Annotated in this window: 21 protein-coding genes; 19 read left to right on the top strand and 2 right to left on the bottom strand. The window is 59.2% G+C overall.

The genetic code is table 11. The annotated features are described in order from the left end of the window. The first annotated feature begins 78 nt into the window (after positions 1-78). The 3 genes from symE (at position 79) to KOSB73_RS05870 (ending at position 3,117) form a co-directional block, all read left to right on the top strand. Positions 79-414: an endoribonuclease SymE gene (gene symE, locus KOSB73_RS05880; RefSeq protein ID WP_004137249.1), complete on the top strand. Its 336-nt coding sequence runs from the start codon at positions 79-81 to the stop codon at positions 412-414. A gap of 451 nt (positions 415-865) precedes the next feature. Next, a complete protein-coding gene (locus KOSB73_RS05875) occupies positions 866-1,777 on the top strand; it encodes an acetamidase/formamidase family protein (protein WP_098140316.1) in 912 nt (303 codons plus the stop codon). Next, a complete protein-coding gene (locus tag KOSB73_RS05870; protein ID WP_082236793.1) occupies positions 1,774-3,117 on the top strand; it encodes an APC family permease in 1,344 nt (447 codons plus the stop codon). The genes KOSB73_RS05875 and KOSB73_RS05870 overlap by 4 nt, the downstream gene beginning before the upstream one ends. A 158-nt stretch (positions 3,118-3,275) precedes the next feature. Here KOSB73_RS05870 and KOSB73_RS05865 read toward each other — a convergent pair whose 3' ends face one another. Both KOSB73_RS05865 and KOSB73_RS05860 read right to left on the bottom strand, forming a co-directional pair. Beyond that, a complete protein-coding gene (locus tag KOSB73_RS05865; protein WP_098140315.1) occupies positions 3,276-3,719 on the bottom strand; it encodes a FosA family fosfomycin resistance glutathione transferase in 444 nt (147 codons plus the stop codon). After that, the gene (locus tag KOSB73_RS05860) at positions 3,713-4,621 is read right to left on the bottom strand and encodes a LysR family transcriptional regulator (protein WP_098140314.1); all 909 of its coding nucleotides are present in this window, start codon (positions 4,619-4,621) and stop codon (positions 3,713-3,715) included. Before KOSB73_RS05860 ends, KOSB73_RS05865 begins: the two co-directional genes overlap by 7 nt. Before the next feature lie 87 nt (positions 4,622-4,708). Here KOSB73_RS05860 and KOSB73_RS05855 point away from each other — a divergent pair, with 87 nt between their 5' ends. The 16 genes from KOSB73_RS05855 (at position 4,709) to KOSB73_RS05780 (ending at position 18,539) form a co-directional block, all read left to right on the top strand. Then, positions 4,709-5,491 (top strand): NAD(P)H-dependent oxidoreductase, encoded by a 783-nt coding sequence (locus tag KOSB73_RS05855; RefSeq protein WP_024360444.1) that lies wholly within the window; start codon positions 4,709-4,711, stop codon positions 5,489-5,491. A 147-nt stretch (positions 5,492-5,638) separates the two neighbouring features. Beyond that, positions 5,639-6,223: a TetR/AcrR family transcriptional regulator gene (locus KOSB73_RS05850; protein WP_049099937.1), complete on the top strand. Its 585-nt coding sequence runs from the start codon at positions 5,639-5,641 to the stop codon at positions 6,221-6,223. A gap of 17 nt (positions 6,224-6,240) precedes the next feature. After that, positions 6,241-7,041, top strand: a complete 801-nt coding sequence (locus tag KOSB73_RS05845) for a winged helix-turn-helix domain-containing protein (RefSeq protein WP_024360445.1) — start codon at positions 6,241-6,243, stop codon at positions 7,039-7,041. Further along, entirely contained in the window at positions 7,038-7,556 is a 519-nt protein-coding gene (locus KOSB73_RS05840; RefSeq protein ID WP_004098240.1) for a FidL-like protein, read from the top strand. Before KOSB73_RS05845 ends, KOSB73_RS05840 begins: the two co-directional genes overlap by 4 nt. Before the next feature lie 406 nt (positions 7,557-7,962). Continuing rightward, the gene (locus tag KOSB73_RS05835; RefSeq protein WP_004098239.1) at positions 7,963-8,241 is read left to right on the top strand and encodes a BMC domain-containing protein; all 279 of its coding nucleotides are present in this window, start codon (positions 7,963-7,965) and stop codon (positions 8,239-8,241) included. Between the two features lie 17 nt (positions 8,242-8,258). Further along, positions 8,259-8,543 (top strand): BMC domain-containing protein, encoded by a 285-nt coding sequence (locus KOSB73_RS05830; protein ID WP_004098238.1) that lies wholly within the window; start codon positions 8,259-8,261, stop codon positions 8,541-8,543. Positions 8,544-8,558: 15 nt separating this feature from the next. Beyond that, a complete protein-coding gene (locus KOSB73_RS05825; RefSeq protein WP_002442217.1) occupies positions 8,559-8,837 on the top strand; it encodes a BMC domain-containing protein in 279 nt (92 codons plus the stop codon). 53 nt (positions 8,838-8,890) lie between these two features. Then, complete coding sequence (locus KOSB73_RS05820; protein WP_053086563.1) at positions 8,891-10,492, top strand: acetaldehyde dehydrogenase (acetylating); 1,602 nt, start codon at positions 8,891-8,893, stop codon at positions 10,490-10,492. Between the two features lie 26 nt (positions 10,493-10,518). Continuing rightward, the gene (locus tag KOSB73_RS05815) at positions 10,519-10,776 is read left to right on the top strand and encodes a EutN/CcmL family microcompartment protein (RefSeq protein ID WP_004133057.1); all 258 of its coding nucleotides are present in this window, start codon (positions 10,519-10,521) and stop codon (positions 10,774-10,776) included. Positions 10,777-10,791: 15 nt separating this feature from the next. Then, positions 10,792-11,934 carry a 1-propanol dehydrogenase PduQ gene (locus KOSB73_RS05810; RefSeq protein WP_098140313.1) on the top strand — a complete coding sequence of 381 codons (1,143 nt, stop codon included), beginning with the start codon at positions 10,792-10,794 and terminating at the stop codon, positions 11,932-11,934. Between the two features lie 25 nt (positions 11,935-11,959). Then, positions 11,960-15,346, top strand: coding sequence for a choline trimethylamine-lyase (gene cutC, locus KOSB73_RS05805; RefSeq protein ID WP_098140312.1), 3,387 nt, complete (start codon positions 11,960-11,962; stop codon positions 15,344-15,346). A gap of 44 nt (positions 15,347-15,390) precedes the next feature. Beyond that, on the top strand, positions 15,391-16,344 hold the full coding sequence (gene cutD, locus KOSB73_RS05800) for a choline TMA-lyase-activating enzyme (RefSeq protein WP_369816539.1): 954 nt from the start codon (positions 15,391-15,393) through the stop codon (positions 16,342-16,344). Positions 16,345-16,356: 12 nt separating this feature from the next. Next, positions 16,357-16,785, top strand: coding sequence for a BMC domain-containing protein (locus KOSB73_RS05795; RefSeq protein ID WP_004133064.1), 429 nt, complete (start codon positions 16,357-16,359; stop codon positions 16,783-16,785). Then, the gene (locus tag KOSB73_RS05790; protein ID WP_014837302.1) at positions 16,782-17,402 is read left to right on the top strand and encodes a phosphate propanoyltransferase; all 621 of its coding nucleotides are present in this window, start codon (positions 16,782-16,784) and stop codon (positions 17,400-17,402) included. The genes KOSB73_RS05795 and KOSB73_RS05790 overlap by 4 nt, the downstream gene beginning before the upstream one ends. Positions 17,403-17,414: 12 nt before the next feature. Further along, a complete protein-coding gene (locus KOSB73_RS05785) occupies positions 17,415-18,116 on the top strand; it encodes a hypothetical protein (protein ID WP_004133066.1) in 702 nt (233 codons plus the stop codon). A gap of 3 nt (positions 18,117-18,119) precedes the next feature. Then, positions 18,120-18,539, top strand: coding sequence for a DMT family transporter (locus KOSB73_RS05780; RefSeq protein ID WP_004133067.1), 420 nt, complete (start codon positions 18,120-18,122; stop codon positions 18,537-18,539). Positions 18,540-18,545 lie beyond the last annotated feature (6 nt).

Genomic DNA, 18,545 nt, shown 5'->3' with positions numbered 1-18,545 from the left:
TTATTTTTCGCAAGACGCCCGTGCTGCAACACGAGCGCCTTGCTAATCACAACCACTATTGGAATAGGAATAGAGATCATGACTACCCCGCATTCTATTGCAGAATTCACCGATCCAGAAGTCTCCCCGGAAAATAACCGTAAAGGCACAGTCAGTTACGCGAGCCGCTTTGAAGATCATCAGCATATCCCGGCGATTATCATGAAAGGCCAGTGGCTTGCAGCCGCCGGTTTTACCACCGGCAGCAAAATCGATATCAAAGTAATGGAAGGCTGTATCGTGATCACCGCGATGCAGCCGGAGCCGGAACTGGTGGAATCGCTGCGCCAGCTGAATAAGCTGTCGGCGCGCAAGCAAAAACAGGTTCAAGCGTTAATCAGCGCGATCGCCGGGCAGAAACGTAAGCTGGCCTAAGCTAAATTCCCCGGCGGCGCTGCGCTGACCGGGGCTACGGGATTCCTGCCGTCTGCGGGCCGGTAGCCCGGACAGGCGCATCAAGCGCCGCCTTCGGGATTTCTCTTCTCCAGGCACCTAAGACCTTACAATGCGCTCATATCACCGCATATTTTAAAATCATACCGCCGCACGCTGCAGCGTAATATGCTGGATAATAACCCCATAACAGTAAACAATTAGCGAATGACAACTAAAGACAATATAACAAAAAGTTTTTTGCTAAATAACCAGCATATAAGAAAACCCCACCAATATATCTAACCGCATGATTCACCAGCAAATATATATCATTTATTTTTGAAAAACCTGACCTGATTGCCTTCCAGTAATAATCCCGATAAATTCACTCATTCCCTATACGGGAAACTCTAAATATAAAAAACACAACAATATAACCGGGATGAATGTCATGAAAATTACCAAAGATCGGGTGGTTTACGCCATGTCGCGGGATAACGCTCCTGTCGCTACCGTCAGCAGCGGAAGTGAAGTGCTGTTTGAAACCTGCGACTGCTTCTCCGACCAAATCACCTCCGCCGATGCCGTGTTCAACGAACTGGACTGGCAGCGTATTAACCCGGCGACCGGGCCGGTGTACGTCGAGGGCGCCGAGCCGGGCGATGCGCTCAAGGTCACCATCAAACGCATTACCCTAAGCAGCAATCAGGCGGTGATGGTCACCGCACCGCAGCTGGGGGTGATTGGCGACGAGCTCGATGCCCCGAAGGTCACCATCGTGCCCATTGAAAACGACCATGCCATACTGCCCGGCAACGTGCGCGTGCCGCTTAATCCGATGGTCGGCGTGATCGGCGTCGCGCCTGCCGGGGAAGCCATCTCCTGCGGCACGCCGGATAGCCACGGCGGCAATATGGACTGCAAAATGATTACCGCCGGCAGCACCCTGTGGCTGCCGGTCAACGTCCCCGGCGCGCTGTTCGGGCTGGGGGATTTACACGCCGCGATGGGCGATGGCGAAGTCTCGGTCTGCGGTCTGGAAATCCCCGGCGAAGTGCTGGTCGAACTGACGGTGGTTAAAAACCGCCGCCTGCCGCTGCCGATTCTCGAAAACAGCGAGACCCTGTTTACTCTCGCCTCGGCGCTGACCCTCGATGATGCCGCCGCTCTGGCCACCCGCAATATGGCACACTTTATCGCCGACAATACCTCCCTGACGCTGGCTGAAGCGATCAGTATTCTGAGCATCGCCGGCGACCTGCAAATCTGTCAGGTAGTCGACCCGCTGAAAACCTGCCGCTATGCCTTACCGAAATCAGTGGCTGAACAGCTCTCCCTGCGAATTGAAGGGGAGCAGGCATGAGCGTTGAACAATTTGGCTATAAGCAGGAGCTGCATCGGGCGCTGACGTTCCGCGATCTGCTGGTCTACGGCATGATATTTATGGTACCCATCGCGCCGTTTGGCGTCTTTGGCTACGTCTGGGACGGCGCGCAGGGCATGGTGGCGCTGGCCTATCTTATTGGCATGGTGGCGATGTTCTTTACCGCCATGAGCTACTGGTCGATGTCGCGCGCGTTCCCGGTTTCCGGTTCGGTATACGCCTATGCCCAGCGCGGGATTCATCCCATTGTCGGCTTTTTTGCCGGCTGGCTGATCCTGCTGGACTATATTCTGGTGCCGTCGCTGCTCTATATCGTCAGCGCGGCGGCGCTGGCGCCCATGCTGCCGGGCGTGCCGGGCTGGCTGTGGATTGTCGGCTTTATCGCGATTAACAGCCTGATTAACCTGCGCGGCATTACCTTTACCGCGCGCGCCAATAACACGATTCTGATCGCGGAGATCGTGGTGCTGTCGATGTTCGTCGTCCTCGGGCTGATTGCGCTCTACTCCGGCGCTGGGGCGGGCCATCTGACCCTCGACCCGCTCTACAACGCCGATAAGTTCAGCCTGCCGCTGGTGATGGGCGCGGTCTCCATCGCCGTGCTCTCGTTCCTCGGCTTCGACGGGATCTCCACGCTGTCGGAGGAAACGAAAGGCGGCGTAGATACCGTGGGTAAGGCGTCGCTGGGCGCGCTGATGCTGGTCGGTTCGCTGTTTATCCTGCAGACGTGGATTGCCGCCGATCTGGCGCAGGGGATGACGTTCAGCAGCCTCGATACCGCCTTCTACGATACCGCGAATCTGGCGGGCGGCGGCTGGCTGAAGTATGTCACCATGTGGTCGACGGTGATCTCGTGGGGGATTGCTAACGCCCTGGTAGCGCAGGCCGCCGTGTCGCGTATTCTGTTTGCGATGGCACGCGATAAGCAGCTGCCGCAGCTGCTGGCGAAGGTGCACCCGCGGCTGAAAACGCCTTACGTCAGCACCCTGTTTGTGGCGCTGATTTCGCTGGCTTCCGGCCTGTGGTTCTACGGCGATATCGATAACCTCAGCCGTCTGGTGAACTTCGGCGCGCTGATGGGCTTCCTGGTGCTGCATATTGCCGTGATAAACCATTACATCATTCGTCAGAAATCGCGCAATCTGGTGGTGCACCTGCTGTTCCCGGTGGTGGGCCTGTGCATTATCGGCTTTGTTATTTATGAAATGGACGCGCAGGCGAAGGTACTGGGGCTGAGCTGGCTGGCGGTTGGCGTGGTCTATTACCTGCTGATGCGCCTGGTGCTCAAGCGCAATGTGGAATTGAAGCTGGAAGGCTAACGCAATTTATCTATCCCGGAGGCGGCGCGTTGCGCCTGTCCGGGCTACCCGATCGCACGGGCCGGTAGCCCGGACAAGGCGCGTCAAGCGCCGCCTCCGGGGAAACAACGCGCAATGCCGCCTCCGCTTTTCCCCGGCTCGCGCTGCGCTCAGCCGGGCTATGGGTTCCCGGCCGTCTGTTCGTCCTCGCCAAAAAACACCATACCTTTATAGGGCTTCTCCCGGCACGCCGCCAGGCGCTGGGCGAGGCTGCCAACGTGCAGCTCCAGCTTGTGGCCGTCCGGGTCGAGAAAATAGTGCGACGCACCTTCGCTTTTATTGGTTTTCCATACCGGAACGCCAGCCGCATTCAGCCGCCCGGCAAAAAGCGCGAAATCCTCTTCCGCAATGCTGAACGCGTAGTGGGTGTAGTCGCTCTCCTCCGGCGGGGTAACGCGCCGCTGCGGGTCCAGCGACAGGCACAACCAGAGGTCGCCGCAGGAAAAATACGCGCCGTTATCCCAGCGGGCGTGCAGCGTCATCCCCGGCAGCTGCTGATAAAACGCCACGCTCGGCGCCAGTTGGCTGACCGCCAGAGTCAGATGATTTAATCCGCTTAACATGGCTTCCCCTCTAATGACGATACGATTTGCTGGCGCAGCCACCGGTGCGCCGGATCGCGGTGCCAACGCTCATGCCACAGCATCAGCATCTCAAACCCGGCGACCGCCAGCGGCGGTTCGACCACCGTCAGGCCGCCAGCGTCGCGCACCAGCCGCTCCGGCAGCACCGCCACCAGTTCGCTATTGCGCAGCGTCTCCAGCATAAACAGGAAATGTGGCACGGAAAGGACAACCCGCCGCGCCAGCCCGAGATTCGCCAGCGCGTTATCGGTCGCGGCGCTGAATCCTCCGCCGTCCGGCGAGACAATCACCTGCTCCAGCTGGCAGAACTGCGCCAGGCTTAATGGCGACTGTAGCGCCGGATGCCCGGCCCGCCCTGCCAGCACGTAGCGTTCGCGGAACAACAAACGCTGATGCAGCCCGGGCGGCGCGCCGTCGCGCGTGTGAAAAAAAAGATCCACTTCGTCGCGATCCGCCTGCTGTACCAGCCGTGCGGGCTGTAGCTCAAACAGCGCCAGGCGGCTGGCCGGAGAGGCGACGCGCAGGGTATTGAGCACCGGCAGCAAAATCGCCGACGCCATATAGTCCGTCGCCGCCACCCGCCAGGTCTGCGCCGCCGTGGCCGGGTCAAAAGGCTGAACCGGCGCTACCGCCAGCTCCAGCGCCAGCAGCGCATCGCGCAGCGGCGCGCGCAGTTCATCGGCGCGGGCGGTGGGCTGCATTCCGCGCGGCCCCGGTAGCAGCAGCGGGTCGGCGAAAATCTCCCGTAGTCTTGCCAACTGCACGCTGACCGACGGCTGCGACAAATTGAGGCGCAGCGCCGCGCGGGTGACGTTATTTTCGCTGAGCAGGACGTTCAGCGTACGCAGCAAATTGAGATCCAGCCCCTGGAGATTAATCATCACTATACCTGTCATTGCAGCAATTCATTTCTACTATAGCGTCGCTGACTCTACTCTGCAGCTCTCCATTGCTCAGAGGTGATTTCAATGAAAATATTACTGGTTTATGCCCATCCCGAGCCGCGCTCGCTGAACGGCGCGCTGAAAGATTTTGCCGTGCAGCATCTGCAAAACGCCGGTCACGAGGTGCAGGTGTCCGACCTCTACGCCATGCGCTGGAAGGCGGGATTTGATGCCGATGACAGCAGCGCCCCGCCGGTCGGTGAAAGCTGGCGGGCGACGCGGGATTCGCAATACGCCTTCGCTAACGGCACGCAAAGCGCGGATATCGTGGGCGAACAGGAGAAGCTGCTGTGGGCCGATACGGTGATTTTTCAGTTCCCGCTATGGTGGTTTTCACTGCCCGCCATCATGAAGGGCTGGATTGACCGGGTCTACGCTTACGGGTTTGCCTACGGCGTCGGCGAGCACAGCGAAACCCACTGGGGCGATCGCTACGGCGAAGGCACGTTCGCGGGGAAACGGGCGATGCTGGTCGTTACCGCCGGCGGATGGGCGGAGCACTACGCGCCGCGCGGAATTAACGGGTCTATCGACGATATCCTGTTCCCCATTCAGCACGGGATGCTGTTCTTTCCCGGCTTTGACGTCCTGCCGCCGGTGGTGTTCTACCGCACCGACAAACTCGATGAACAGCGCTTCGCCATCCTGCGCGAGGAGCTGGCCCGGCGGCTGGATACCCTCTCTGAAACGCCGCCCATTCCCTTCCGTCGTCAGAATCACGGTGACTATCTGATCCCCTCTTTGAACCTGCGTCCGGAGCTGGCGCCTGGAGAAAACGGCCTCGCTATCCACGTGAAGCCGATGTGAATCTCGGTGGGTGATATTCGCGGCGCGGCGAATATCACCACAATTCATAAGGTGAACTGTGAGCCTCCACGCAATAACGGCATCGCGCCCCGCTACGCCCCTTCGCATATTGATAGCGATCAAGAATAATCATACCGTCTGGTCGGTATGATTCGGACCATGAATATAGAAGCCCAACATCGTAAAAAAGATCCCGTCCGTCTGCATAAGCAGCTGCTGGAATCCGCGGCCACCATTGCCGGTCGGGACGGCATCGCCTCGCTGTCGCTGAACGCCGTTGCGCGCGAAGCGGGCGTCAGCAAAGGCGGTTTACTGCACCACTTCCCTAGCAAGCAGGCGCTAATTTTCGCCCTCTTTGCCCGCCTGCTGGCGATTATGGAAGAAGCGATTTCAGAGCTTATGGCCGCGGATAACGTCTCTTATGGCCGCTTTACCCGCGCCTATCTGCACTATCTGTCGGCCCCGGAACTTACGGATACTCAGGAGAGCCGCCAGCTGATGGTGCTGTCGCTGGCCATGCCGGATGAACCGGTGCTGCGAAAATGCTGGCGCGACTGGATGCTCGACCATCTGGCGAAAGGCGATGAACTGGACAATAGCCATACCGGCACGCTGGTGCGCTATGCGGCGGACGGCATCTGGCTATCGGAATTAACCGAGGGGCGCACTATGAGCCCCGGGCACCGGCAGTCGCTGGTCAGCGATCTGACGAAGATGACGCTTCCTGCGTGAAGCATGTTGAGGCCGCGATGCGCTATAACATCCATGGCCGTCTTATTTATGATGCAATGGACGGCACGCTAACGTTACCGGGAAGCGATGAGGCGGACAGCCAGCTGTCCATCACCGCCAACGCACTGCTGTGGTTCTTCCTGCGCCACACCGAGGTGGTCAGCCGCGATGAGGTGCTTAAAAAAGTCTGGGATGACAACGGTTTAACTTCATCCAACAGCAATCTCAATCAGTATCTGAGCATGCTGCGCAAAACCTTTCGCCACTACGATATCGACAACATTATCGTCACCGTGTCGCGCGGACTACTGCAGCTCAATCCCGATCTCACTATCGAGATGCTCGACGCCAGCCCGGAGCCGGAGCCGCCGCTCGCGGCAGAAGCTGAGCCAGACCCGGCCGCGGTCCCGGAAGAAAAAAAGACCGTTTCCAGCCGCCACGCGCGCGGCACCTGCTGGTATCTGGCTGGCGGCTGCCTGCTCACCATCGCCCTGCTGCTGGTGGTATGCAGCTTTCTCGGCGGCAACACTTCGCACCCCATCACCCTGACGCAAATGCGCCACAGCCAGTGCGAGCTGCTGGCCAGCGATGAGATGCTGCGCTCCGTTGCCGGAACCGCTTATGGCAAGAATTTTGATGTCGTGCGCCAGCGCCTGAAGCTGGAGTGCAAGCCCGGCGAACGCTTTGTCTTCTTCTATGGCGACCGGCTGGAAACCAACGGCCTGGGCCGGGTATTCCTCGCCCACTGCGCGATGCATGAAGATAACCCGTTCAGCTACTGCGATAACTATTTTTACTATTCATGGAAGCCGCAATGAGACTCGCCCCGCGCCCCTTTTTCGCCCTCTCCAGCCTGGTGTTTATTGCCGCCGCCGGGTTCTGCGCCTGGAAGCTGCTACCGGTCGAAAACGGCGGGGTGATGAGCTGCTCGACCAAAGCGATTATGCGCTTTGAGAACATGGAGAAAGAGAACGTCAACGGCAATATCCATTTCAATTTCGCCGCCAACGGAAAAGGGTCGATGGTCGTCGAAGGCTATACCGATTCCGCCGCCGGTTGGCTCTATCTCCAGCGCTACGTCAAATTCAGCTACACCAGCAAACGCATCTCCACCACCGAGCGCCACTATCGCATCAGCAAGTGGGAATCCAGCGCCTCGTCCATCGATGAGTCGCCGGACGTCATCTTCGACTACTTTATGCGCGAGATGTCCGACAGCCACGATGGCCTGTTCCTCAACGCGCAGAAGCTCAATGAGAAAGCCATTCTTCTCAGCTCTATCAACTCACCGCTCTACGTCTGCACGCTGAAGTCCGGCAGCAAACTTGACTAAGCTCACACCCGCTTTTCCTTCATCGCTTCCGCTTTAGTAAAACCGCACGTTTTGCATTTAGCCTGCCGAATAAAACACGATCCTCTCCACACTTCATACATCGTCAAATTACCCCTGATCTGCAATAAATTAGCAACTTATTAACATCATTTCGCTTTCGGCTAAAGGGTGAAAAAAACGCCGCAAATGTCACTCAATCCTCCTCCGTCAGGCAGCACAAACGCATAAATCGCCCGCTTTTTAAATCTAATTCACAGAGTAAAAAACTAAAAATACACATTAAGCAGATTTAAATTTCACTTCATTCGCCATTCCCTATAGTGAACCCCGAACGCCGCTTCCGCGTCCTGACGTCGTTACGCGGACGGTTTTCCCGAATCACAAAACCTGTTCTGAAGGAGAAACCATGGGTGATGCATTAGGGCTTATCGAAACCAAAGGTCTGGTGGCCTGCATTGAAGCAGCGGATGCGATGTGTAAAGCCGCCAACGTTGAGCTGATTAGCTATGAAAACATCGGCTCGGGGCTGGTGACCGTCATGGTGAAGGGCGATGTCGGCGCGGTGAAAGCGGCGGTGGATTCCGGCGTCGAATCCGCGCAGCGCATCGGTGAAGTGGTGACCTCGCTGGTTATCGCTCGTCCGCATAACGACATCAACAAAATCGTCATTAAACACAAGGCCTGATGGCCAGGAGAACGCAAATGGGTGATGCATTAGGTCTGATTGAAACCAAAGGGCTGGTGGCCTGTATCGAAGCGGCGGATGCGATGTGTAAAGCCGCCAACGTTGAACTGATTGGCTATGAAAACGTCGGCTCCGGCCTCGTCACCGCGATGGTGAAGGGCGACGTCGGCGCGGTGAAAGCGGCGGTGGATTCCGGCGTCGAATCCGCGCAGCGCATCGGCGAAGTGGTGACCTCACTGGTTATCGCTCGTCCGCATAACGACATCAACAAAATCGTCTCGCATTACAAAATCATGGATTAACCGGAGAAAAACCTGATGAAAGAAGCGCTTGGTCTTATCGAAACCAAAGGTCTGGTGGCCTGTATCGAAGCCGCGGATGCGATGTGTAAAGCCGCCAACGTGGAGCTGATTGGCTATGAAAACGTCGGCTCCGGCCTCGTCACCGCGATGGTGAAAGGCGACGTCGGTGCGGTGAATGCCGCGGTGGATTCCGGCGTGGAAGCGGCAAAACGCATCGGCGAAGTCGTCACCTCTCGCGTCATCGCGCGTCCGCATAACGACATCGAAAAAATCGCGGCGCAGCACAAAGCATGACCTGACAGGGCGCGCCCCGTCTCCACTCTTTTAGTCTGATGAAGGATAGACTCATGATTGAACTGGATAACGATTTGCAGTCCCGGCAGAACGCCCGGGAACTGGTGCGCAATGCCAAAAAGGCGCAGGCGATTCTGGCCACCTTTTCGCAGCAGCAAATCGACGCCATCGTGAAGAACGTGGCCCAGGAAGCGGCGCATCATGCCGAAGCGCTGGCGAAAATGGCCGCGGAAGAAACCGGTTTTGGCAACTGGCAGGACAAAGTGCTGAAGAACCGCTTCGCCTCGCTGCGCGTCTACGACGCCATCAAAGATATGAAGACCGTCGGCATCATTCATGACGATCAGGTACAAAAAGTGATGGACGTGGGCGTGCCGCTGGGGGTGATTTGCGCGCTGGTGCCGTCGACCAACCCGACCTCCACCGTCATCTATAAAACGCTGATCGCCCTGAAGGCCGGCAACGCGATTATCTTCTCCCCGCATCCCGGCGCCCGTCAGTGCAGCTGGAAAGCGATTGAAATCGTGAAGCGCGCGGCGGAAGCCGCAGGGGCGCCTGCCGGTAGCGTCGACGCCATTAGCCAGCTGACCCTCGAAGCCACCTCAGAGCTGATGCACAGCAAAGACGTGTCGCTGATCCTGGCGACCGGCGGCGAAGGTATGGTGCGCGCCGCCTACGCGTCCGGCACGCCGACCATCAGCGGCGGCCCGGGTAACGGCCCGGCGTTTATCGAACGCAGCGCCGATATCCCCCACGCGGTGAAAGATATCATCACCAGCAAAACCTTCGATAACGGCGTGATCTGCGCCTCCGAGCAGTCGATTATCGTCGAGCGCTGCATTTACGACGAGGTGCACCGCGAACTGGAAGCCCAGGGCGCGTACTTCATGAACGAAAGCGAAGCGGCAAAAATGGCGGCCCTGCTGCTGCGCCCCAACGGCACCATCAACCCCAAAGTGGTCGGTAAAACCGCGCTGTATCTGAGCCAGATGGCCGGTTTCTGCGTTCCGGCCAGCACCCGAGTGCTGATTGCCGAGCAAACTACGGTATCGCATACCAACCCCTACTCGCGGGAAAAACTGTGCCCGGTACTCGGCCTGTACGTCGAAGAGGACTGGAAAGCCGCCTGCCACCGCGTGGTAGAGCTACTGACCAACGAAGGCCTCGGCCACACGCTGGTGATCCACACCCGTAATCAGGACGTCATCCGCCAGTTCTGCCTCGAAAAACCGGTTAACCGCATTCTGATCAACACCCCGGCGGCGCTGGGCGGCATCGGCGCGACCACCAACATCACCCCGGCCCTGACCCTCGGCTGCGGCGCGGTCGGCGGCGGCTCCAGCTCGGACAACGTCGGGCCGATGAACCTGCTCAACATCCGCAAAGTGGGCTACGGCGTGCGCTCCATCGATGAGCTGCGCGCGCCGGGCAGCCGCCCGGAACCGCAGCCGATCATCGTCAGCCCGGCAGCCGGCCCGAACCGCAGCATCTTCGACGATGAGCGCTTTAACGCCCCGGCGGCCGCCGCCACTGCAGCCCATCCGGCCAGCGCCGACGATCGCTTTGCGACTGCCGCCGTCGGCGCGGAAAGCGAAATTAATGAGCAAAACGTGGAACGCGTCATCCGCCAGGTGCTGGAACGCCTTGGTAAGTAACACATTGATATAAGGCGATAAAAACAATGATTCTCGCAAAGGTAGTCGGACATGTCGTCGCCACGCAGAAATGCGATGAGCTACGGGGCAGCAACCTGCTGCTGATCGTCAAATTGGATGATGACCAGCAGCCGATGAAAGACCACACCTGGGTTGCCGTTGACAGCGTCGGCGCCGGTATGCACGACATCGTGCTGGCCGAAGAGTACCTGGCGCTCAACAAAGAGCGCTACAAGGCCATGTCGGTGGTCGCCATTGTCGAGAACGTGTTTCGGGACGCTTAAGGAGTCAATAACCCAATGAGTGAATTTTTGCTGAAACCCCGGATTCGCTTTGGTCAGGATGCGCTTGCCATCCTGAACGAGCTGCCCGCCCGCAACGTGCTGCTGGTCACTGACCAGGCGATGGTTAAGTTTGGCCTCGCCGATCGCGTCACGCAGATCCTCAATGCGCGCGGCATCGCTTTCCAGGTCTGGGACGACGTGGTGGCCGACCCGGATATCGCCACCGTAGTGCGCGGTATGAAGCGGATGGATAGCAGCTATCCGGATCTGGTTATCGCGCTGGGCGGCGGTTCGGTGATTGATGCAGCCAAAGCGGTTATTTTCGCCCTGGCGCAAACCCGTCCGGACGCTCACCGCGAGCCGCCCTGCTTTGTGGCGATCCCCACCACCAGCGGCACCGGCTCGGAAGTCACCGCCTTTTCGGTGGTGAAGGCCCACGCCGAGAAGCTGGTGCTGGTGGACCCGTCGCTGCTGCCGGATATCGCCATTCTTGACCCGGCTCTGGTGGCCTCGGTGCCGCCGGCGATCACCGCCGATACCGGGATGGACGTGCTGTGTCACGCGCTGGAAGCCTATGTCTCCCGCGCCGCCAGCGACTTTTCCGATGCGCTGGCGGAGAAAGTGGTGCAGCAGGTGTTTAGCTACCTGCCGACCTGCTGGCGTAACGGCGGCGACCTGCTGGCGCGCGAAAAGATGCACAACGCCTCCTGCATGGCGGGTATGGCCTTCACCAACGCCTCGCTCGGCATCACCCACAGCCTCGCCCACGCGCTGGGCGGCGTTTTCCGCGTGCCGCATGGTCGCGCCAACGCGCTACTAATGGCGGAAGTGGTGGCGTGGAACGCCGATTATCAAGGGCAGTGCGCTACCGATGCCGCCCGCAAATATGCCCGATTAGCCCGTCTGCTGGACCTGCCTGCGGCCAATACCCGCCAGGGCGTCGCCAGCCTGCTGGTCGCCATTCAGGCGCTAAAAGACGAAATGAGCATGCCGACCGGTATTCGCGACACCGGCATCGATGCTGCCGATTTTGAACAACGGCTGACGGAGATGGTCGGCCAGGCGCTGCGCGACAGCTGTACGCCGACGAACCCACGCGCGCCGGACGCTCACGCATTAACCGAACTCTATCGCCGGGCGTGGACCGGTAACGCCTGATAACAAGAACTGGAGAACCTTACCCATGGCACACTACAGCTTAACGCCGCGCGTCAAAGTGTTGGCAGAACGTTTACTCTCACAAAAAAGCACCCTGTGCACCGAACATGCCACCACGCTGAGCGCCCTTGATGGCGATATCGTCGGGGTTCCCGCCGCCGTCAAACCGGCGCGCCGCTTCTATGAACTGATGCGCCAGCTGCCGCTGAGCATCAGCGCCGACGAACTGATCGTCGGCAACCAGACACGCAAGCCGCACGGGGCGATTTTCCACGACGAAAGCGCTACGCATCGCCCGTCCGCGTTCCAGTTTCTTAATCTGAACAGCGACCTCGACTCCCCGGACTATAAGCTGGTAGTGGAGAAAGGCGTGCTGGCGATAAAACATCAGCTGGAAGAGAAAACCCGCGCGCTGGGCAACGCCGTCAGCCGCAGCGGCATGGACGAAGTCAACGGCTGCCGCGCGGCCATTTACGCCTGCGATGCCCTGCTGGCGCTGGCGCAAAACCTGGCCAACAGCGCGGAACAGCTGGCTGCCGCGGAAACCAACGCTTACCGTCGGGCGGAACTGCTGGACAGCGCCGCCATTCTGCACCACGTTCCGGCGCATCCGGCGCGCAGCTTCAAAGAGGCGTGTCAGGCCTTTTATCTGTTCCAGCTGGCGCTTCAGCTGGATAACGGCAGCTACGCCGTCAACCCGGAAGGCGCCGACAAAGCCCTGCTGCCGTACTACCAGCACGATATCAACAACGGCGCGCTGTCCCCGCAGCAGGCGTATGAAATCGTCGAATCTCTGTGGTTCAAGCTGGCGGAACTGAGTGAAGTCCGCGCCGCCTGCGCTATCGACGGTTATCCGATGTTCGACGCCCTGCTGCACGGCGCAAGCCTCGAGAACGCGCGCATCAACGAACTCTCCGACATGTTCCTCAGCGCGCAGCAAAACCTCAGCGCCCTGCATCTGCCGGTGCGTCTGTTCAGCGGCGCGAAGCCAGTTTCCGCCGCGCCGTTCGCTGCCTGTAGCGAAACGCCAGCGGCAGAAGGTTTAACCCCGCGTATGCAGCGCCTGCGCAACCACTACCTGACCGTGCGCCCGAGCGTCTCCATTTACCGCGCGCTGGCCTTTACCGAAGTGGTGAAAGCCAATCCGGGGATGCCGACGATTCTGCTGCGCGCCAAAGCCTTCCGCCACGCCTGCGAAACCGCGCCGATTCTGATTCAGAACGATGAGCTGATCGTCGGTCATCCGTGCGGCAAGCCGCGCGCGGGCGCGTTCTCGCCGGATATCGCCTGGCGCTGGGTGCGCGACGAACTCGATACCATGAGCACCCGTCCGCAGGATCCGTTTGAGATCAGCGAAGCAGATAAAAAAACCATCCGCGAAGAGATCGTACCGTTCTGGGAAGGCCGCTCGCTGGACGAAATCTGCGAAGCCCAGTACCGCGAAGCGGGCGTATGGGCATTCAGCGGCGAAACCTTCGTCAGCGACCTCTCCTACCACCAGATCAACGGCGGCGGCGACACCTGCCCGGGCTACGACGTGCTGCTGTTCACCAAAGGGATGAACGGCATTAAGGCCGACGCCGAGGCGCATCTCGCCAGCCTGAGCATGGAAAACCCGGAAGATATCGACCGTATCTACTACTACAAGGCGGCGATTGAAACCTGCGAAGGGGTCATTAACTACTCCCACCGCATCGCCGCCCACGCCCGCGAACTGGCCGCGATTGAGCAGAACGCCCAGCGCCGCGCCGAGCTGCTGACTATCGCCGAGGTGAACCAGAACGTCCCGGCGAATCCACCGAAAACCCTGCAGGAAGCGCTGCAAAGCATCTGGACGGTCGAGTCGCTGTTTGAAATTGAAGAGAACCAGACCGGCCTGTCGCTGGGTCGCGTTGACCAGTACTGCTACCCGATGTTTGAAGCCGATATCCGCGAAGGCCGCCTGACCCACGATAGCGCGCTGGAGCTGCTGCAGGCGTTTATTATCAAGTGCGCCGAATTGATGTGGATGTCCAGCGAGCTGGGGGCGAAATATTTCGCCGGCTATCAGCCGTTTATCAACCTGACCGTCGGCGGCCAGAAGCGCTCCGGCGGCGATGCCTGTAACGACCTCACTTATCTGATTATGGATGCCGTGCGCTTCGTGAAGGTTTACCAGCCGTCGCTGGCCTGCCGTATTCACAACCAGTCGCCGCAGAAGTACATGGAAAAAATCGTTGACGTGGTGAAAGCGGGGATGGGCTTCCCGGCCTGCCACTTCGACGACTCCCATATCAAGATGATGCTGCGTAAAGGCTTCGATTTCGAAGACGCCCGCGATTACTGCCTGATGGGCTGCGTCGAGCCGCAAAAATCCGGCCGTATCTACCAGTGGACCTCTACTGGCTATACCCAGTGGCCGATTGCCATCGAGTTCGTGCTCAACCGTGGCCGGATGGTGCTGTTTGATAGCTATCAGGGGCTGGATACCGGCGACCTGCGCGACCTGCGCACCTTTGAAGAATTCGATGCGGCGGTGAAACAGCAGATCGCCCATATCGTGCGTCTGTCGGCGATTGGTACGGTCATCAGCCAGCGCGTACATCGCGACGTAGCGCCGAAGCCGCTGATGTCGCTACTGGTAGAAGGCTGCATGGAAAAAGGTAAAGACGTTGCCGCCGGCGGCGCGATGATCAACCACGGCCCGGGACTGATCTTCTCCGGTCTGGCGACCTACGTCGACTCCATGGCGGCGATTCGTAAGCTGGTATTTGAAGAGAAGAAATACACCCTCGAGCAGGTGCGCGACGCGCTGCTGGCGAACTTCGAAGGCTTCGAAGGCCTGCGCCGCGACTGCCTCAACGCGCCGAAATACGGCAACGATGATAACTACGTTGACCAGTATGCGCTGGATATCACCGAGTGGACCGAGCGCGAGTGCCGTAAGTACAAGATGCTCTACTCCACCCTGAGCCACGGCACCCTGTCTATCTCCAACAACACGCCGATCGGCGAGCTGACCAACGCCACGCCGAACGGCCGCCTGGCGTGGATGCCGCTCTCCGACGGCATCAGCCCGACTCAGGGCGCGGATAAGCAGGGTCCGACGGCGATCATCAAGTCGGTGAGCAAGATGAACGTCGAAACCATGAACATCGGCATGGTGCACAACTTCAAGTTCCTCAAAGGGCTGCTGGATACCCCGGAAGGTCGTCACGGCCTGATTACCCTGCTGCGCACCGCGTCGATTCTCGGCAACGGCCAGATGCAGTTCAGCTATGTCGATAACGAAGTGCTGAAAAAAGCCCAGCAGGAGCCGGAAAAGTACCGCGACCTGATCGTCCGCGTGGCGGGCTACAGCGCCTACTTCGTTGAACTGTGCAAAGAAGTTCAGGACGAAATCATCAGCCGCACGGTGATTGAGAAGTTCTGATAAAGACACGGACGTTGGTGGACAAGGATGTCCAGGCTATTTTTGTGGGGGCAAATGTGAATAAAGAATTAACCGGGCGAATTTTCAATATTCAGAAATATTCGATCTATGACGGCGATGGTATTCGCACGCTGGTTTTTTTCAAAGGCTGCAATATTCGCTGCCCGTGGTGCGCCAACCCGGAAGGGCTGGCCAGCCAGTTTCAGGTGATGTTCTCGCAGGATAAATGCATTAACTGCGGCGACTGCGTTAACGTCTGCCCGGCGGGTATTCATTATCGGGCGGAAGAAAACGGCGAAATGAAGCATTTCGTCAATCGTAATAAAGACTGCATCGGCTGCCGCAAGTGCGAAGAGATCTGCACCCAGAACGCGCTGGATATTATGGGCAAAGATGTCACCGTCAGCGAACTGATGGACATCATCATGCAGGACTACGACTTTTATATCTCCTCCGGCGGCGGCGTGACCATCGGCGGCGGTGAAATGAGCCTGCAAACCGATTTTGCCGTCGCGCTCTTTAGCGAATGCAAAAAGATGATGCTCAATACCGCCGTGGAAACGCAGGGCACCACGCCGCTGGCCAATTATCAAAAGCTGGCGCCGGTGACCGACACCTTCTTATTCGATATTAAGCAAATTAACAGCGAGCAGCATAAAGCGTTATTTGGCATCGGTAACGAAGGCATTCGCCGCAACCTGGAGTGGCTGGTCGATTCTGGCGCTAACGTCATTATCCGCATGCCGCTGGTTCGCGGCTATAACGACTCGTTCGATGCCATTACCGGGGCCATTGATTACGTACAAAAGCTGGCGAAGCGCGGAAATATCCGCCGCATCGATATGCTGCCGTACCACCAGCTCGGGCGCAAAAAATATGAGCGTCTCGATATGCCCTATCCCATTACCCGGGACCCAACGTATTCCGCCGCAGAGTTAGACCGGCTGGAAACGTTCTTCACGCAGTTTGATTTTGATATTCGCTTAGTCCGCCATTAACAGGAGCCGACAATGAAAAGTTTAGGCGTAATTGAAACGCGAGGATTAGTTGCCGCCGTTCAGGCCGTGGATGCCGCCTGTAAAAGCGCAGGCGTGTCCTGCATTGGCTACCGCAAAGTCGGTTCGGGGCTGGTGAGCGTCTGCTTTGAAGGTGAGATCAGCGCGATTCACACCGCTATCGAACGCGGCGTCGCCGTCGCCGCGCTCATCGACCCGCAGGTTAAATCCCTGACGATCGCCCGTCCGGAGCGCAGCATCGTGGACGCCCTCAGCGCCCTTAAAGGCCGTCCGCCGCGCGCGGAAGCTGCCGCTGCCGCGCCGCTTGAGGCTGAAGCCGTCGCGCCCGCCGCTGTGGAAACAAGGGAACCCACTGAACCCGCCGCCGCGCCTGCGCCGACGGAAGATAAAAACGCGGCGATGAGGAAAGGGAAGAAGGCATGATCGACACCCTGCTCCATGAAAAAATCGCCGCCCGCCTGAGCCACGTTGCTCCGGCTATTCCGGTCGGCATCTCTAACCGCCACGTCCATCTGGCGCAGCAGGACGTCGAAGCGCTGTTTGGCAAGGGCTACGTCCTGACGCCGTTTAAACCGCTGCGCCAGCCGGGGCAGTTCGCGGCCCAGGAGTGCGTCACCGTGGTCGGTCCGAAGGGCTCGCTCACCCAGGTGCGCGTCCTCGGCCCAACCCGCCCGGTATCGCAGCTGGAAATCTCCCGCGCCGACTGCTTTACCCTCGGCATCAAAGCGCCGGTTCGTGAATCCGGCCAGTTGGAGAACGCGGGCAGCGCGCTGCTGATCGGTCCGGCTGGCCACGTTGAGCTGCGATCTCAGGTGATCTGCGCCTGGCGGCATATCCATATGTCGCCGCAGGACGCCCGCCAGTTGAACGTCGCCAACGGCCAGAAGGTTAGCGTACGCAGCGATGGCGAACGCCAGTTGACCTTCGATGAAGTGGTGGTGCGGGTGCGCGAAGACTTCGCGCTGGAGTTTCATATCGATACCGAAGAGGCCAACGCCGCCGGCTTGAAAAACGGCGCGCAGGTCACGCTCATCGGCTAACGGAGGCTCGCCATGACCAACCAACAGATGGAAGACCTGGTTGAACGCATTATTCAGCGTCTGCGGCCGCCGGTACTGGTGATGGTGACCGCCGCGGCGGGCTACCGGCAAGCTATTCGCCAGCGGCTGGCCGGCTGCGGCGAGAGCCTACACCTGGCGCTGGAGAGCGGGATTGACGACGGCGAGCAGTGGCAGGCTATCGGTAAAACGCTGGCGGCGGCGGACTGGCAACATGCGCTGCCTTCGGCCTCGTATAAGGCGCTGCTGCTGCCGTTTCTCGACTACCCGCTGGCGGCGGATCTGCTGAAGGGTTCCCTGCACAGTCCCGTTGCCCGCCGCGTGCACGATGCCCTGCTGAGCGGCCTGCCGGTGCTGGCGCTGCGCTATCACTGCGATCCCGCTAGCGAGCTTAACCAGCTGCGGGGCGCGCAGCCTGATACCGCTTACGCCGGGCATATGCAGGCCACGCTGGCCCGCCTGGCCGAATGCGGCGTCACGCTGTGCACCATGAACGAATTGCTGGAGAAGCTGGCGTCGGGTCGCGAAGCGACGGCGGCGCCGGCGAGCAGCCCGCGGCGTTATCTCACTGTCACAGACGTGGTGAATAATCCGGCGCTGGCCTGTACCCCTGAAGCGCAGTTGACCGATGCCGCTAGCGATTTTTTAAAAAACAGAAAAAAGAACCTTACCTTAAATAGTAAACCCGGAGTTTAACTTATGTCTTCAAAAACAAAGTGTTGGCTATGGATGCTGCTGGTTATCGTTTCCGAAACCTCAGCCACCTCCACCCTCAAAATGTTCGGCAGCAGTGAAGGGATGACCAAAATGCTGCTGCTCGGGCTGCTGGTGCTGCTGTACTGCACCTGCTACTACTCGCTGTCCCGCGCGGTGAAGGATATTCCCGTCGGTCTGGCCTACGCCACCTGGTCCGGTACCGGCATCCTCGTGGTGTCGACGCTGGGAATGGCGTTTTACGGCCAGCACCCGGACACCGCCGCCATTATCGGTATGGCGGTTATCGCCAGCGGTATCGTGATCATGAACCTGTTTTCCAAAATGGGTAGCGAAGAGAGCGAGGAAGCGCCCGCGCAACCGGCCGCTGCCGCTGCATCTCTGGACAAAAAAGTCGCCAACTAACAAAAA

The sequence above is a fragment of the Klebsiella grimontii genome (genome assembly GCF_900200035.1).
GTDB classification, from domain to species: domain Bacteria; phylum Pseudomonadota; class Gammaproteobacteria; order Enterobacterales; family Enterobacteriaceae; genus Klebsiella; species Klebsiella grimontii.
Note: the sequence above shows the minus strand (reverse complement) of the source record. Positions and strands in the feature narration are given on the sequence as shown.